This window comes from Vibrio sp. 2-Bac 85 (assembly GCF_037546705.1).
In the GTDB taxonomy this organism is placed as follows: Bacteria; Pseudomonadota; Gammaproteobacteria; order Enterobacterales; family Psychromonadaceae; genus Psychromonas.
This window is the reverse complement of the sequence record NZ_JALAAB010000016.1, coordinates 21,748-38,379: the sequence shown is the minus strand read 5'-3', so window position 1 is coordinate 38,379 and position 16,632 is coordinate 21,748. Positions and strand designations below refer to the sequence as shown.

General features: G+C 36.9%; 15 protein-coding genes and 2 tRNA genes. 3 read left to right on the top strand and 14 right to left on the bottom strand.

Features of this window, described 5'->3' with window-relative positions:
- Window positions 1-31: 31 nt before the first annotated feature.
- The 5 genes from MT390_RS15310 to tyrS form a co-directional block, all read right to left on the bottom strand.
- Window positions 32-1,363, bottom strand: coding sequence for an imelysin family protein (locus MT390_RS15310; RefSeq protein WP_299660737.1), 1,332 nt, complete (start codon window positions 1,361-1,363; stop codon window positions 32-34).
- Between the two features lie 146 nt (window positions 1,364-1,509).
- Window positions 1,510-2,382, bottom strand: coding sequence for an FTR1 family iron permease (locus MT390_RS15305; protein ID WP_166372682.1), 873 nt, complete (start codon window positions 2,380-2,382; stop codon window positions 1,510-1,512).
- Window positions 2,383-2,386: 4 nt separating this feature from the next.
- Window positions 2,387-2,803 (bottom strand): cupredoxin domain-containing protein, encoded by a 417-nt coding sequence (locus MT390_RS15300; protein ID WP_166372681.1) that lies wholly within the window; start codon window positions 2,801-2,803, stop codon window positions 2,387-2,389.
- Window positions 2,804-3,262: 459 nt separating this feature from the next.
- Window positions 3,263-3,943: a hypothetical protein gene (locus tag MT390_RS15295; RefSeq protein ID WP_166372680.1), complete on the bottom strand. Its 681-nt coding sequence runs from the start codon at window positions 3,941-3,943 to the stop codon at window positions 3,263-3,265.
- Between the two features lie 11 nt (window positions 3,944-3,954).
- The gene (tyrS, locus tag MT390_RS15290) at window positions 3,955-5,226 is read right to left on the bottom strand and encodes a tyrosine--tRNA ligase (RefSeq protein ID WP_166372679.1); all 1,272 of its coding nucleotides are present in this window, start codon (window positions 5,224-5,226) and stop codon (window positions 3,955-3,957) included.
- Between the two features lie 421 nt (window positions 5,227-5,647).
- Here tyrS and mtnN point away from each other — a divergent pair, with 421 nt between their 5' ends.
- Both mtnN and MT390_RS15280 read left to right on the top strand, forming a co-directional pair.
- Complete coding sequence (gene mtnN, locus MT390_RS15285; protein ID WP_499442020.1) at window positions 5,648-6,343, top strand: 5'-methylthioadenosine/S-adenosylhomocysteine nucleosidase; 696 nt, start codon at window positions 5,648-5,650, stop codon at window positions 6,341-6,343.
- A complete protein-coding gene (locus MT390_RS15280; protein ID WP_499442019.1) occupies window positions 6,343-7,329 on the top strand; it encodes a cobalamin biosynthesis protein in 987 nt (328 codons plus the stop codon). The genes mtnN and MT390_RS15280 overlap by 1 nt, the downstream gene beginning before the upstream one ends.
- Window positions 7,330-7,669: 340 nt before the next feature.
- Here MT390_RS15280 and bamJ read toward each other — a convergent pair whose 3' ends face one another.
- The 9 genes from bamJ to MT390_RS15235 all read right to left on the bottom strand — a co-directional run bounded on the left by bamJ (window position 7,670) and on the right by MT390_RS15235 (window position 13,786).
- Window positions 7,670-8,284, bottom strand: coding sequence for a BamJ family beta-barrel-assembly machinery protein (gene bamJ, locus MT390_RS15275; RefSeq protein ID WP_166372676.1), 615 nt, complete (start codon window positions 8,282-8,284; stop codon window positions 7,670-7,672).
- Between the two features lie 167 nt (window positions 8,285-8,451).
- Window positions 8,452-9,012, bottom strand: a complete 561-nt coding sequence (locus tag MT390_RS15270; protein WP_166372675.1) for a bifunctional adenosylcobinamide kinase/adenosylcobinamide-phosphate guanylyltransferase — start codon at window positions 9,010-9,012, stop codon at window positions 8,452-8,454.
- A gap of 96 nt (window positions 9,013-9,108) precedes the next feature.
- Complete coding sequence (locus tag MT390_RS15265) at window positions 9,109-9,576, bottom strand: DUF2127 domain-containing protein (RefSeq protein ID WP_499442018.1); 468 nt, start codon at window positions 9,574-9,576, stop codon at window positions 9,109-9,111.
- 158 nt (window positions 9,577-9,734) lie between these two features.
- Window positions 9,735-10,250, bottom strand: a complete 516-nt coding sequence (locus MT390_RS15260) for a DUF1003 domain-containing protein (protein ID WP_166372673.1) — start codon at window positions 10,248-10,250, stop codon at window positions 9,735-9,737.
- Window positions 10,251-10,484: 234 nt separating this feature from the next.
- Window positions 10,485-10,575: transfer RNA gene (locus MT390_RS15255), tRNA-Ser, on the bottom strand.
- 215 nt (window positions 10,576-10,790) lie between these two features.
- Window positions 10,791-11,792 carry a hypothetical protein gene (locus tag MT390_RS15250; protein ID WP_499442017.1) on the bottom strand — a complete coding sequence of 334 codons (1,002 nt, stop codon included), beginning with the start codon at window positions 11,790-11,792 and terminating at the stop codon, window positions 10,791-10,793.
- Between the two features lie 462 nt (window positions 11,793-12,254).
- Window positions 12,255-12,488: a DUF4282 domain-containing protein gene (locus tag MT390_RS15245; protein ID WP_499442016.1), complete on the bottom strand. Its 234-nt coding sequence runs from the start codon at window positions 12,486-12,488 to the stop codon at window positions 12,255-12,257.
- Window positions 12,489-12,925: 437 nt separating this feature from the next.
- Window positions 12,926-13,016: transfer RNA gene (locus MT390_RS15240), tRNA-Ser, on the bottom strand.
- Between the two features lie 131 nt (window positions 13,017-13,147).
- Complete coding sequence (locus MT390_RS15235; protein ID WP_166372671.1) at window positions 13,148-13,786, bottom strand: PilZ domain-containing protein; 639 nt, start codon at window positions 13,784-13,786, stop codon at window positions 13,148-13,150.
- Between the two features lie 224 nt (window positions 13,787-14,010).
- On the opposite strand from MT390_RS15235, the gene leuS reads away from it, so the two are divergent.
- Window positions 14,011-16,599, top strand: a complete 2,589-nt coding sequence (leuS, locus tag MT390_RS15230; protein ID WP_499442015.1) for a leucine--tRNA ligase — start codon at window positions 14,011-14,013, stop codon at window positions 16,597-16,599.
- Window positions 16,600-16,632: the final 33 nt, after the last annotated feature.

Genomic DNA, 16,632 nt, shown 5'->3' with positions numbered 1-16,632 from the left:
CTTCAATAACAACGACTACGATATCTTCGCTTTATAGTTGTGTTTCTTCTGCATCGGTAACATCATTTGTTGTTAACGAAATACCGTAGGCTTTAGAAACAATCACCATTTGATCACCTAGACGACGTAGTTGGTTTTTAAGCGTAACAATGTTTTGTACACTTTCTTCATTTTCTGGACGAATCTGGTAATCAAAATGCATAGTCGTTGTTGCTAATGTATTAATTTTAGCAATACGCATTTCAATATCAGCCATCAGTTTAGCAATTTCAGCTTGCTCTTCATCTGATACATTATCGATAAAAGCAGGACCTACTTTTTTACCTTTGTATTCGCCTAATAATACGTTTTTAATACCTTGGTAGTTTAATGCGATATCACGGTGTGTATTATCAGAGAAACATGAATGCTCGTCTTCTTCACTTGGCGTTAATACTGCAACGGCAATACGTTCGTTAGCTAATTCTGATTTAGAGAAAACACCAACACCGGCAAAAATTTGTTTTAAAGAGGTAGCAGGTTCAATGTTTTTAGATTTTTGTTCGCCTGTTAATTTATCTAATAAAGCAGCACGGTACAGCCCTTTATCACCGCTTACGTTGTCTTCCCAAGCGCTAGATACGACTGATAAATCATCAACCATTTTAGCTGCGACAGCATTAAGGTAATCAAGACGACGTTTTGCTAATTTATCTGTGGTGAAGTCAGACAGAGGACGCTGTCCAGCAGTCATTGCACCGTTGCTGATAGCATCTTCAATCATGTTATTGTAATCTTGATCTTGTCCCCAGAGCATAAATTCAATGGCGTGGTAACCTGCTGCAACGTTTGCATCGCCACCATTTGTGTTTAAGTCGCCTAATACCGCAGGTGTGATTGTTGTCACGTCTACCGCAGTAACATCTTCTCCACCTGGCGTGAATAAACCTTTAGTATCAATAATATTGCCACTAGTACGCTTGTTATTAGCATCAATTGTGTAATCGATCATGTTTTCATCTAGCGGCCAAGAGTTAAGCTCACCTTCAACACCACCATAGGTTTCAGCTACCCAACCATCTTCAGCATCGATAGGACCATTTGAAAGGCGGAAAATTTCTGTTGTACCGTAGCTTTCACGAGACACTAACCAAGCATCTTTAGCTGCTTGTAATGATTCTGCAGTTGGTTTTGCAGTAAAAGCACTAATCGCAACTTGTAATGCTTTTGCATCTTTAACAGCATCTGAATAGTTAACAGAAGCAATGCTTGCATAGGTAGACAAGGTTGCTAATTTATCACTCTGTGAAACAGCTGCTTGGCTTGGTACAGAAAAAGCTAATACAGCGCCTGCGATAATGGTACTTAAAATTGTTTTCTTCACTTTCATTACTCCTGATGTACATTAAAACGTTAGTGAGTTTTAAATTGATGAATAAAACTCACTGGGTTAATTGCTTCCTGCAACTTAGTTAATTATGTTCTGCAACTTAGTTAATCGTATTCTGCAATTTGTTATAAATAGTTTGTTTAAACTTGTTCTGCTGTCACTTGAGCAATAGCAATAGTTTTGTCTTTAGATTGCCACTTCAGTATTACCATGACCACCAGCCAATAAGTACCTAGCACTGCCACATCCCAACCAATGGGTTGTGAACGATAAGCAAATAACGAAGCCAGTAAGTTCCCAAAAATAGAACCATCGCTTAATACACTGCTCATGTCCCACATGTTGCTGTATAACCAACTCGGTAAATCTGTCGCCGCTAAAGGGCCGCTTAATAACTTTTCTGATGCAGTCAAAAACAGTGCCGAACCAAGGAAAAGCAACATAATTTCGGTTACGCGAAAGAACCATTTCCAAGAAATAAATCGACCGCCTATTTGCAATGCATAGAACAACACCATCGCAAGTGCTAGACCAATTGCCACCGCAGTGAAAAAGCTAATGTAAGAAGCAAGCGTACCAAGTTGTAAAAGAGAGCCATAAAGGAACATAACGGTTTCAGAACCTTCACGACCTACCGCAATCATTGCTAAGAAAAATACGCCCCACCAACTTTTTTTACCTTGCAGGCTTTTTTCTAATCCTGTTTCCAGCTCTTTTTTCAAGGTGCGACCATGAACCCGCATCCACATCACCATTTGGACAATCAAGGCACTGGCAAATGCCAACATGCCGATTTCAAACCAAGCACGCCCTTCACCGCCTAATAAGTCTGATACACCAATCAGTGTTAACGTCAATAATGCCGCCAAACCAAAACCAGCTAACACGCCGGAAAACAACCATTTCTTACCTGTTGTAGCGTCCGCTCTTCCATCCATCCAAGCATAAAGAATTCCGATCACTAAGAGTGCTTCAATGCTCTCTCTACAGACAACAAAAATTGTTTGTCCCATTTATTTACCCTTTTGCTTTAACAATAATTTTACCGTGTGTTGCTGGCGCAAAATCATCAAAATAATCATAACTGCCAGCATCTAATGGGATAATCACTAAGGTTGTCTCCGCCCCCATGAATAACACTTTTTCTTGGCGTAATTGATTGCTTTCAAATTCCGCAGGTTTATTACCAATATTACGGACCACAAGACGAATTTTAGTTTTCTCTGGGATCACTAGTTGTGCAGGGATCAACTCACCGTCTTTCATTTCAATAAGGTAAGTTTTTAATTTGGTATAGCGAGGGTCATTAAAGGTTTGGCTGAAGCCATTGCTATCTGTTTCTACACTTGTTGTGGATTGGCTCGTTTCAGCCGATGATTTAGTGGTAATAAGTGCAAAAAATAATGCGATAAATACAGTTTGGGTAAACTTCATTAAAAATATCCAAATATTGTCAGTGAAAAATTGTTTATAATGTAAGATGATAAAAACCGAACTCTCACAAAGCAACATGATAACGATTCCGATTATCATTAGCAATACCGCGCAAGTAAATACACGCCTATTTTTTATCGATGATTAATATTATTTATGAATGATTAATAATAGTTAAGTGCATTTAAGCTAATTCAATTAGCTTTTACATTAGGTAGGACTTAGCATCACGTTTAATCCAATACATCGATTGAAGTGATTAGCTATTTTCTTTAGTCAGGTTTTAACGCTGAACTGACACCAATCTTAAATCGGTCATTTAAAATTAGATGCTTAATATTATTTATTTTAAAGCAAAAAAAAACCTGAATAAGATTCAGGCTTTTAATATTGGATGTACAATGTTTAATTAACACAAGGCTTAATTTAACATTGTCCGCTTAGTAGAACGGCTATCTATTAAAAAGCAAAGGTAACGTTAGCGGTAAATTCTTCATCGTCATTAGCACTTAAACTAACCCCAAATGAATCAGACAATTGTGCACCGGCATCAATGGTTGCTGTCCACTCGTTGAAATTAACGCCCTTCATACCATGCGCATAGGTTGGTGTAATACCAACCCAAAAACGACGGTCAAAGCTATAACGCGTTGTCGCATCAAATTTTACATAAGTTGTATCTTCCATGTGGTTTGCCCACATAAAACCAACACTTATTTTAGGATAAAAGTTTAAACGGTTATTCAAATAACCAAGCTTAGCAAATACACCGGCAGAGGTATCATTCACATCATCATAATCAGTATGATCTATACGAATATCTTTATCCCATGTGCTATCAAAAGTGACACCTGATTTAGTGGCTGAATTTAATAACAGATAATTGACTTCATAAAAATCAAAATCTTGCTTGGCTGCAACGGTAAAGCTATGTTTATAAACACCACTTAAATAACCACCGTAGGTAGCAGATAAATCAATACCTTCATTACCACCACCAATACTCGCATTGGAGTAAACTGCAGTCGGGTCACTCATATCAACCCAAGTGTCAGTATTATCAGCAGCGATCGCCGATAAAGAAAATGCACTAACTAATGAGCCGATTGATACTTTTAATAATGAGTTTTTTAAAATCATATTATTCACTTTTATTTCCAAATAAATAAGTTAAATAAACGCTTACCACGTTTTATTAATGTGTAACGAGCAAATAAAGCATCTACTTTTTCGATAGTTGCTTCTGTATCGGTGACTTTGTCACCATTAACCATTACAGCACCATTATTAACAAATTCGCGGGCCATTTTATTTGATGCCGCTAATTCACAACTTGTTAATAATTCAACAATTGAAGCACTGTCTGTCGTTACTTCAGTCGCTGGTAGTCCATCCTGTGCTAATTGCGCTAAATCAGACTCACTTAAGCTACTTAAGTTCCCAGAGAATAATGCTTCAGTAATACGCTCTGCAGATGCTAACCCTTCTTCACCATGTACTAAACGTGTTACTTCTCGCGCTAAAATAGCTTGGCCTTGTGGACGCCCTTTGATTGTTTTATCTGTCTCTTCTATTGCTGCAATTTCTTCAATTGATAAGAAGGTAAAGTAGCGTAAAAATTTGTAAACATCAGCATCTAGTGTGGTGATCCAAAATTGGAAAAATGCGTATGGCGATGTTTTAGTCGGGTCTAACCAAATAGTACCAGACTCAGTCTTACCGAACTTAGTGCCATCTGCTTTAGTCACTAATGGCATAGTAATACCAAACACTTTTTCTTGATTCATACGACGAGTTAAGTCGATACCGCCGGTAATATTACCCCATTGATCAGAACCACCGATTTGTAACGTACAGGCTTTTTCTTTATTCAATGCAGCAAAATCATAAGATTGTAATAACATGTAGCTGAATTCAGTAAATGAAATACCTGCACCTTCACGGTCAATTCGTTGTTTTACAGATTCTTTTTGGATCATGGCATTAACACTGAAGTGTTTACCTACATCACGTAAAAATGAAATGCTATCCATTTTCCCGATCCAATCTAGATTGTTCACCACTTCAGCTGCATTATCGTGCTCACCAAACTCAATAAAAGCACTAACTTGTTTTTTAATTGAATCCACCCAGTTACCGACAATCTCATCACTGTTTAATTTACGCTCTGCCGCTTTAAAGCTTGGGTCACCAATTAAACCAGTTGCACCGCCCACTAAAGCTAAAGGTTTGTGGCCTGCTTCCTGAAAACGTTTAAGGATTAATAGAGGCACTAAGCTACCAATGTGTAAGCTATCAGCAGTAGGATCAAAGCCACAATACAAAGTACGGCTCGCACTCGATAAATGTTCATGTAGTTCTTCATCTGCGGTTGTTTGGGCAATTAGGCCGCGCGCTTTTAAATCTTCGAGTAAGGCATTCATTTATTTTTTCCTAGTTTGCTAGTTTACTGCTTATAATATAAATAATTATGCGAGATTTTACACAGATAGTTGCCACAAAAAAACCTTAGAGTGAAGATATAACAAACTATATACCCGTTACTAATCAAAATGTATTATTCAGTCACTAACTCGGACACCAAGACAAGGCGTAACATGAAGAAAATGGCCATTCCTTGTCGAATGTTACAACACAGGATTGGTTTTCGAGTTATCGACCCGCAGGGCAAGTTTTGAAGTGGACATATTTGATTCTGTTATAAATATCATAATTTAAGCTACCAGACTTTCACCTTTATGCTCAGAACCCACCCACTTCACGGCTTGCTGATTTTTGCATATTGAATGGTAACGGGTATATGTTAGCATTACGCTTTAATTAAGATAACAAAGAGAAGAAGATATGAAAATAGGCATTATTGGCGCAATGGATGAAGAAGTTAACATCCTTAAATCCGCGATGAATAACGTGATCACCACAAAAGTGGCGGGTTGTGAGTTTTACCAAGGTGACCTTAACGGAAAACAAGTCATTCTAACAAAATCGGGGATTGGTAAAGTAGCAGCTGCAGTCGCAACTACCCTATTATTAGAAAAATTTGCACCAGATACCATTATTAATACAGGTTCTGCCGGTGGTTTTGATCCTGCTTTAAACGTCGGTGATATTGTCATTTCAACAGAAGTGCGTTTTCACGATGTAGATTTAACCGCTTTTGGTTATGAAATAGGACAAATGGCACAATTACCAGCCGCTTTTGAAGCAACACCTGCTTTGATTGACGTAGCAGAGCAGGCTGCTAGCACATTACCTGGATTGAATATTATTAAAGGGTTAATTTGTACCGGTGATATTTTTATGGCTGATCCAACCAAAGCGGCTATCGCACGCGAGAACTTCCCTACTATGGCAGCGTGTGAAATGGAAGCCGCTGCGATAGCGCAAGTTTGTTTCCAATTTTCAGTACCTTTTGTGATCATTCGTTCTCTCTCTGACATTGCCGGTAAAAAATCAGAACTGTCTTTTGAAGAGTTTTTACCTGTTGCCGCTAAAAATGCTTCTATTTTAGTCGCTGCGATTGTAGATAGATTGAATTAATGGAAACTGCTTTAGCGCTATTTGAACAACACAGCATTTACTTCAGCTTTATTTTTGCTGCGCTGTGTTCGTTTTTCTTTTCACTACCTACCGACCTTAACCCACTTTCGGCTTTTTCACTTATTTTTCAAGAAATAGGTAAGAAAGTGAATTTACCGGAACGCAGTGATGGGTATAAGCGCTTAGCGAGTTTACTCGCTTTTTCACTCATTTTCTTTCCCATTGTATTGATCATAAGTCAGCTATATTTAGTGGTTTATAAACCTTTTATTATCGACTTTGTTGTTATCTATGTACTGTTATCTTGGCACGATAAAATACAAATATATCAAAGCATTAGTAATAACTTACAAGGTAATAACTTAGCAAAAGCAAAGTTATTACTCGCACAACTTACTTTACGTGATACCAAACCACTTTCGCTATTAGGCATTTACAAAGCGATGATTGAATCATTGGTATTACGTCTTGCTAATGGTTGGTTCGGTGTGATTTTTTGGTACTTGGCGAGCGGCATTTACGGTGCATTATTTTATCAATTACTCACAATATGTGCTCAACAATGGAATTGTAAATTAGCTCAATTCGACGTGCTTGGGCAAATACCTTCTTTTATCACCACACTACTACAGATGCCAGTACACCTATTATTAAGTTTTACTTTTCCACTCTACGACAGACCCTTAACCGGAATCGTCACTAAGTTTAAGCAAAGCGCAGATTGGCATCACTTTTCCTCTGGACTTCTACTTAGTAGTTTTGCATTAAGTATTCAAACGCAATTAGGTGGGGTAAGGATCTATGAAACCGATAAAATTACGTTTACTAAACTAGGCAATACTAGCGCCCAAAACAACACACCTGATTTAGAGACACTATCATTAGCAGCACAGCGCTTAAGTTTAAGTGCGTGGTTTTGGCTGCTGTGCATAACCGGCTATGAGTTTTTACCACAGCTACTTGAGTATTTTAGCGGTGGGTATTAACAGTAACTAAAGTAAACTCAAAATAATGGATGAGTGGTTATCAACAATAACCAAACTTAACCAATCTCAAGCAGGTTAATTTAGGCAGTTAACAGCGTATTAATGTAGATGTATCGACTACCAGTTTAAGTATTTAAAAAGTAACGTTAAGTGATTAGGAAGACAGAAATATTTAACGAGATACATTGTGATAGAGATAAAAAGTTAACAGATGCATCAATAAAGGTTTTAACCGTTCCTCCATTAAATTTACCTATAAAAAAACCCTTAACGGATAACCAATAAGGGCTTTTTTGATTCGTCTAACACATCATGTTAGAAGATTAATTTAATCAATCAATTATTTGATTGCTAATAATTCAACTTCAAATACTAATGTTGCATGTGGACCGATTGCAGCACCTGCGCCACGTTCGCCGTATGCTAGGTCTGCAGGGATAGCTAATTTCATTTTGCCACCAGGAGACATTAACTGTAGTGCTTCAGTCCAACCAGCGATAACACCGCCAACTGGGAATTCTGCAGGTTGACCACGTTCAACTGAACTGTCAAATACAGTGCCATCGATTAAAGAACCGTGGTAATGAACGCTTACTGTAGATTCAGCTGTTGCTTTTTCGCCTTCGCCTTCTGCAATAACTTCATATTGAAGACCAGATTCAGTTACAACAACGCCTTCTTTCTTCGCGTTTTCAGCTAGGAATGCTTCGCCAGCTGCGCCTAATACTTTAGCTTGCTCTGCCGCAGCTGCTTGCATACGTGTAGAAATCACTTGGAAAGCCGCTTGTAGATCTTCTTGAGAAACTTTACTTTCTGCGCCAGCAAAAGCATCAGCAATACCAGCAGAAACTGCTGAGATCTCTAGGCCTTCAAAAGGATTTGAAGCAAGTTGCTCACCCATTTGTAAACCAATACCGTAACTTGCTTGTTGCTCTTGAGTCGTATATTCAGACATAATATTTCTCTTTTTTTAATGAATTTTGGGTTTCCCCATCTAGGTTAATTAATAATATGGGGAGCAAAAATAAGATTTAAAGGGAAAAATCACAAAAAATTATATTTTTTTAAAATAATTAAATTTATGTGCCCGACATTAAGCAATCTTAATAAGACTATTCGCTTTTATTTAAGCACTTGTTGAATACCCGCGGTTAATAAAAAAACATGTTCAGACAAGGCAGCGACTCTTTGATTTAATTCACCTAATTTATCAGCATAGCGTCTTTGTAAAGTAGTTTCACCAATTAAACCGCAACCAACCTCCCCTGTTACAATCACTATATGGCATTGTGCTTGTTTCAGAAAAGTGAGAAAAGCTTCCTGTTGAACACCAAAAACTATCAAGTTGTCTTGCAAAGAATCACTTACCGTCAAATACCAACCAACCCATGTTGAAAGACATTCGATGAGCACAATATTTTCAGGATGATTCAGCTCGGCCAATACAGACAATAAATCTTTTTGTAAATAATTTAGCTCATAGGTTGTCACTGCCTGTTGAAAACGCTTCTGGCGCATTACTTTATGACTTTCTATCCGTTCAATGCTTTCCTCCCCTACACTTAAACTTGTGGCTATATAGGCTGGTTTTAAAATTGGGTTTTGTTCTAGTAGCATATTGACTAAATTCTCAGCAGCATCACTTTTACCGCTTCGCACTCCGCCAATAAATAATTGGATCATGCTCATTCCTTTATTTATTAACTAAACCATTTTTTATTATAAAAATGTGGTTGCCTACAGATCAAACATATTTTTGATATCATTGCTAATAGTTTACTAAGTAGGTCTACGATGTTGATAACCCTGCCACAATGTCTGCGCCATATACCAAACTACGACTATATTAATTAAAAACATAGCAATAGCTAAATAACTCAGGTGAGCCACTATTTCATAAATTTCGAAGGGTAAATAAATGGCGCCACTTAAAAATGCAAACCATTCAATCCATACAAAACTACGCCATAAACCATAGGCTTCAATAAAACGTACAACCGAATAAAATATCGCCGCGATGGCAAAAATTTTAACGTTACTGTTTGTTATTGTGCTCGCTGCATGAATAAATATGCTTGGTAATTCACTAGTCGGGTTTAAATGTAAGTGATTCACAATCGCTTCGGCTATCATTTGTAAGTTTTCACCAGCCAACACGTGTAACCCCAATCCGACTAATAATGCCAGTATGCCTTTTGTTGCTTCTAAAATAGCAACGGCTTTTAACCCTTTTTGGGGTGATGCCATAATAATCTCTTTATTAAACAATCACAAAGGAACAAATTAAAACGAAAAAGCAGCTTGATACGTGGTAGCTTTTTTCGTAACGCCTTTCGCAAAATTTACAACACAAAACGTCAATAGTTTGATTCATCAAACTAATAAAATTATTTACTGTGATTGAGTTAGTTATCTTTGACTATACGCTTGTGAATTTCCTGCGTTAATAACTCAACACGTTCACTTAACTCCCTTGTCACTTCCGTGAGCATAGTATTCTGTTCCATCAACTCAAGCAATTTCTCTGTTTGCTGATTAGATAATAATTCTCTTTTTTCACTTGCTAACGATAACTCTTCTCGATGGAGTGCATCAGCTTCCGCTTGTGCTTTATCTCTATCCGCTTGTCTAGTTTGTGCTAACAATATCAACGGTGCAGCGTAAGCCGCCTGCAAACTAAACGCGAGATTTAATAGAATAAAGGGATATAAATCAAAGGAAAACACACCCAGTAGATTCAATGCAATCCAAGCAGCCACCACCACCGTTTGAGATACTAGAAAAACTGGTGTACCAAAAAAACGAGCAAACTGCTCTGCTTTTAGAGAGAACCAATCATTTCCAAATACAGGAAAAAGGTGTGCAAAGGGTTTATGAAACCGAAATTGATAACGATTATTCTGTTGTGGTTCCTGCGCCATTTTGACTCCTAGTTATGAAAGATAGGGAGAACAAAATAACACAAACAAAATGCAAACCATACAAATGTAGACGGGAGACAAAAAATAAAAAATCGTTTAATTTAACATAAGAAAAAACTGATGATTATATAAATTTATGAACATTAAACGGCAGATAATTTGGTTTTAAAGCAGTAGGTAATAATCTTTTAAAACGAAAAAAGGCTTCTCAATGAGAAGCCTTTTTTCTTAATGTGGCGGAGGAGGAGAGATTTGAACTCTCGGAGAGCTATTAACCCTCGCTGGTTTTCAAGACCAGTGCATTCAGCCGCTCTGCCACCCCTCCGCAGAACGAAAGGAATAGTATAGTAAAATAATTTGAGTGTAAAATAATTGAGCCTTAAAAGAGACTAACTGTCGAATAAACCAACAGCATTAATAAATTACCCCTTATTAGCCTTTTATCCATGAGAAAAAACAGCCATTATATTTTTTGTGAGAATGCAGTACGAAAAATAGAAGTCACACTAGATGATTTAGGGCTGTAATTTATTGCTAAACTCATTCTTCTATTTTTACAGGTTCATTTTTTATAGATTCATCTTTTACAGGCTCATTTTTCACATCGTATTTAATTACTTCCTTCTTAATTACTTCCTTCTTAATTATTTTTTCTTTCTTTACTTTATCGAGTTGAATCATGTAATAGTTGCGCCCTATTCCATTGAATTCTTCATCAGTAAAAATAACCGTATTATTATCAAAAAATGTAACCGCTTCTTTTTGAGTAACGATTCCTAAATTTATTTTATAGGCCTCACCTGAGAAAAAGTCATCACCTTGCCAATTTTCAAATAACCATAACCGTTCTGAATCCAATAAAATTAATTTAGTTCTATCAGGGCTCAATGCAGCCGACGTTATCCAGCAAAGCTCTTCTAAAGTTGTGCAGGTATTAAAGTTACTAACAAACTCGGCTTCATAGTTATCGGCATGGTCCCCTATTCGATATAAATTAGTATCACCATCGAAAGGTTTAGTGCGATTTTTTGAAAACATATAAAGATGTTTTTTGTAAAAGACAAAGGCTTCAAAATCAAAGTTTTTCTCTGAGGCTTTAGGGGGGTAATGTAATTGTTTTGGAAAAGTAAACTTAATTATTTCAGCTTCAGTCTCAGTGCCTTTAATATCAATAGGGCTTTCAATTTTATAAATAGTAAACCATTTTCGTATATTGTCATTATTACCAAAATCGCCGATAAAAAAATGGCCAAAATCATCTTGAGTCATATCTTCCCAATCTAGATTTTTAGCATTAGTAATAGTAATACTTCTACTGACGCTACCATCTTTTTCTATTTGATGTAATTGCGCACTATTATCCCCGTCATTAATCCCCCACAAATTGCCATTTTTATCATATTCAATACCAGATATCTCTTTAAGTGAAATATCTAACGTACCTACTTTCGAACTATAAAGTTGCTGAGTAGCAATCGCCGCTAGTATGACGACAATAATAATACTGACGAAAGCAATTGAATAAATGGATCTTTTTATCATTAAATACCTTACAAAAGTAAATTAACTAAAAGGAGAGACCTAAAGCGAAATAATTAAAAAAGTATAACGAATAAGCGCAATTACATTAGGCCTACTTTTTAAATTTCACACTGAAAAGTCATTTAATATAAATCGGAAATGGATATAAATACTTATTCTCTTTATGAGCCCACCAATAAATAAATAGAAATTATTAACCTAAAAAATTAATAGTTCGGTTTTATATTATAAACAACTGAATTTAAAAGGCTAAAATATTAAATGAAATCGTAGTAAAGAACAAAATAACACATCGAGTATATATGGTTCATTGTTAAAAATACTCATTAGCTTTAACAAGGCTAAAAATATTATTATTCAATTAAGCTCAACTAATTAGTATTCTGCATTTGATAATTTAACGAAATAAAGAAGGAGGTTTAAAGGTGTCGATAAGCGACACCTATTTAGATATGAGACTAGTTACTCTGACTTATTAGCAATTTTCTGTAAGTTTTCGTGAATTTTAAATAAGACAATCAGTAATTCACACCAAATTCGTGCGCCAACAGCCCCGCCAACCATATATAGCATTCCCATTAGAAAAGTAAAAAATGTTAAACCTGAGTAACCACTAAACATAGTGATAACACCAGTGATGACTGCTGGCAATAAAAGTAGCCAATATATAAATGTAATTATTTTAGGTGTAAGCATTGAATCAAAAAAAATATATCTTTCACAGGTAAATCCTTTTTAATTAACTCCAGTCTATTTAGGTCAGGCTGTGGAGTTATTATAATCCCAATATTGATTGAGCTTATAAAACAACATCTTAACTAAGAAAAGTAGGGGGAAATTGATAATTTAAAAGAATTAATATATTACTTAACTTTCATATTAAGGCAACAAATAAACCACCTAAAAGTAAATAAAATAACAAATAATGAACATTTAAAGTGGTAGACAGTTCATTATTAAGGTTGGATACAATGCAGAAATTATATTTTAACGATTAAGGAGATTAAGATTACTAGAAGATCATTTTAAAGAAGATGATGTTGGAGAGATTTGAATTTTTTAATTGTTTTAAAATTTTATATTCAAAAAGCAAAAAACCACTTGCAGTAAAACTGTAAGTGGTTTTTTTAATGTGGCGGAGGAGGAGAGATTTGAACTCTCGGAGAGCTATTAACCCTCGCTGGTTTTCAAGACCAGTGCATTCAGCCGCTCTGCCACCCCTCCGGAACGAGACGAATAATACAGACTTAAAGGCTTGCTTGTAAAGTTTATTTTAACAAAAAAAAACTGTTTGCCGAATAATCGAACAAACAGTTTAAATAAACAACATTGAGATTAAATTACAAACAAAACAATTACTTAAATCGACTTATATGCGCTTCAGGATGTTGCTCCGCATGGCATTCGAATAAGTATTCAGTTAATGAAGATAACACCTCATCGTCTGTTCCTTTACCCAATGAATAAGCAACAGTATGTTGATCGATACGTCGAATTTGCGAACCACAAATAGGCAGGCGTTCACGGTCTGGTAATTGTAGATACAGGTTATTAAGGACTTCGGGTAGTGCAGCATTCTCATCATCTTCAATTAATAATGAAATACCTGACGCGGATAAGTCTTTAACATGATAAGGCAAGAGCTCACCTGCCTCATTAACAATACTCATGGTTTTGTCGGCAGCTAAACGCCAAGAACGTAAATGTTCACCTGTTTCATAAATTTTTGGAGACTTTAATGACATGCTAAAATTACTGAAGTCACCCATTTCCATTTGTACTGGAAAAACAAGGTGGTGATCGCCGTAATTTGCAACTAATTGCAAATCATCTGCTAACCCAAGCTGAAACAATAGCGCTTCTTTGCCACCGGATTGACCTGAGATATCATACTTATGTTCTTTACCATTCATGATTTCAGTTTCAAGCAACATTTCAGATAGCAGCTCGAACTCTTGATCGTTTACTAGTAACTCTTGATGTAATTTAGCCACGTGGCCTCCATGTTTAAAGTCGGGGAAATCCTTAACTATATAACCTTACGACAATTTTCAGATATTATGATCAATTAATTATCATTTTTGACCGTTCTTGTTCTCATTAATTCATTTTTTTTAAAAAAATCAGCTTCATTCTTCATAAATATTGTTGCCAAGCGCCTGCTCCTGTATCCTAGCGCATCATTATCATTCCATTTTTGATTGCAGGCAGACTGAATATGCAAGAATTATACAACCCTAAAGAAATTGAAGCGAAATTCCAAAAGTATTGGGATGACAATCAATCATTTAAAGCGACAGAAGATCCATCAAAAGAAAAATATTACTGCCTCTCAATGTTTCCATACCCAAGCGGCAAGTTACACATGGGACACGTGCGTAATTATACCATAGGTGACGTAGTTTCTCGCTTTCAACGTATGCAAGGAAAAAATGTAATGCAACCAATGGGTTGGGATGCATTTGGCTTACCTGCAGAGAACGCTGCACTTAAAAACAACACTGCACCAGCAGGTTGGACCTATGAAAACATTGCTTACATGAAAACACAGCTTAAACAGTTAGGTTTTGGTTATGACTGGAGTCGTGAGTTAGCAACATGCCAACCGGAATATTACCGTTGGGAACAGTGGTTTTTCACTAAATTATTAGAAAAAGACTTAGTGTACAAAAAAATGGCAACGGTTAACTGGGATCCTGTTGACCAAACTGTACTCGCTAACGAGCAAGTTATCGACGGTCGCGGTTGGCGTTCTGGTGCAGTTGTTGAGCAAAAACAAATTCCACAGTGGTTCATAAAAATTACTGCCTATGCACAAGAATTATTAGACGATTTAGATCAACTAGACGAATGGCCTGAGCAAGTACGTACTATGCAACGTAACTGGATTGGTCGCTCAGAAGGTATTGAGATGGAATTTAAAGTAGCAAACAGCGATCAAAGTTTCTCTGTTTATACTACTCGTCCAGATACCGTTATGGGAGTAACTTACGTTGCTGTCGCTGCACAGCATCCACTTGCTCTAGAAGCTGCAAAATCTAATCCGGCATTAGCCGCATTTTGTGAAAGCTGTAAGAACGTTAAATTAGCGGAAGCTGAATTAGCAACTATGCCTAAAGAAGGTGTTGATACAGGCTTAAAAGCGATCCACCCGATCACTGGACAAGAAGTACCTATTTGGACGGCTAACTTTGTATTAATGGGTTACGGTTCTGGTGCGGTTATGTCGGTGCCGGCTCATGATCAACGCGATTACGAGTTTGCCAAAGAGTACGGTCTGGATATTAAAGCCGTGATCAAACCTGCTGATGCAGAGGTAGATGTAAGTAACGAAGCTTATACAGAAAAAGGTGTTTGTTTTAATTCTGGTGAATTTACTGCATTAGATGGCTTAGACTTTACTGCAGCATTTGATGCGGTAGAAACACGATTAGTAAGTGAGAATAAAGGCAAAAGACAAGTTAACTTCCGTTTACGTGACTGGGGTGTTTCTCGCCAACGTTATTGGGGTGCGCCAATCCCAACATTAACACTTGAAGATGGCACGGTTGTACCTGTACCCGAAGATCAATTACCGGTTGTGTTACCTGAAGATGTCACCATGAACGGCATTGTTTCGCCTATCAAAGCGGACCTGGAGTGGGCTAAAACGACTTATAACGGCCAACCTGCGACTCATGAAACTGATACGTTTGATACCTTTATGGAATCAAGCTGGTATTACGCACGCTATTGCTCACCGCAAAGTGACGATAAAATGTTAGACCCAGCTAAAGCGAATTACTGGTTACCGGTTGATCAATACATTGGTGGTATTGAACACGCTATTTTACATCTTTTATACTCACGCTTTTTCCATAAATTACTACGTGATTTTGGACTAGTAGATTGTGATGAACCTTACAAAAAATTGCTAACGCAAGGTATGGTATTAGCAGATGCTTATTACTATGAAGATGCTAAAGGCGGTAAAGTTTGGGTATCTCCAACTGAAGCAATTACGGAAACTGATGCTAAAGGTAAAGTTATTTCTGCTAAGACAGCCGCAGGACAAGTCCTTATTTATGATGGCATGAGTAAAATGTCTAAATCAAAAAATAATGGGATTGACCCACAGGTGATGATTGATAAATACGGCGCAGACAGCGTACGTTTATTCATGATGTTTGCAGCACCTGCAGAACAAACATTAGAGTGGTCTGACTCCGCATTGGAAGGCTCATTACGTTTCCTTAAACGCTTATGGAGATTAGCATTTGAACATGTAGCGTTAGGTGAAGTAGCGACCTTAGATATTAAAGCGTTCAACAATGATCAAAAAACTTTACGTCGTGAGTTACATAAAACTATTGCTAAAGTAAGCGATGATGTCGGTCGTCGTCAAACCTTTAATACTGCGATTGCAGCAGTTATGGAGTTGATGAACAAACTAGCTAAAGCGCCAACTGAAGCAGCGCAAGATCGTGCTATTTTACAAGAAGCATTAGTAGCAGTGACTAAAATGTTATCGCCTATCACTCCACATATTTGTGCTGAGTTATTCACCCTACTAGGCTCAGAAGATGACATTTTGTCAGCACCTTGGCCAACGGTTGATGAATCAGCACTAGTTGAAGATTCAAAACTGATTATTGTTCAGGTAAATGGCAAGCTGCGTGCAAAATTAACTGTCGCTGCTGATGCAACACAAGCAGATGTTGAAGCACTTGCTAATGCAGATGAGAATGTTAGCAAATTTACTGAAGATAAAACGGTGCGTAAAATTATTTATGTACCCGGTAAACTACTTAACATTGTTGCCAATTAATCGTTGCTAATTAATCATTGCTAACGAGCTGTT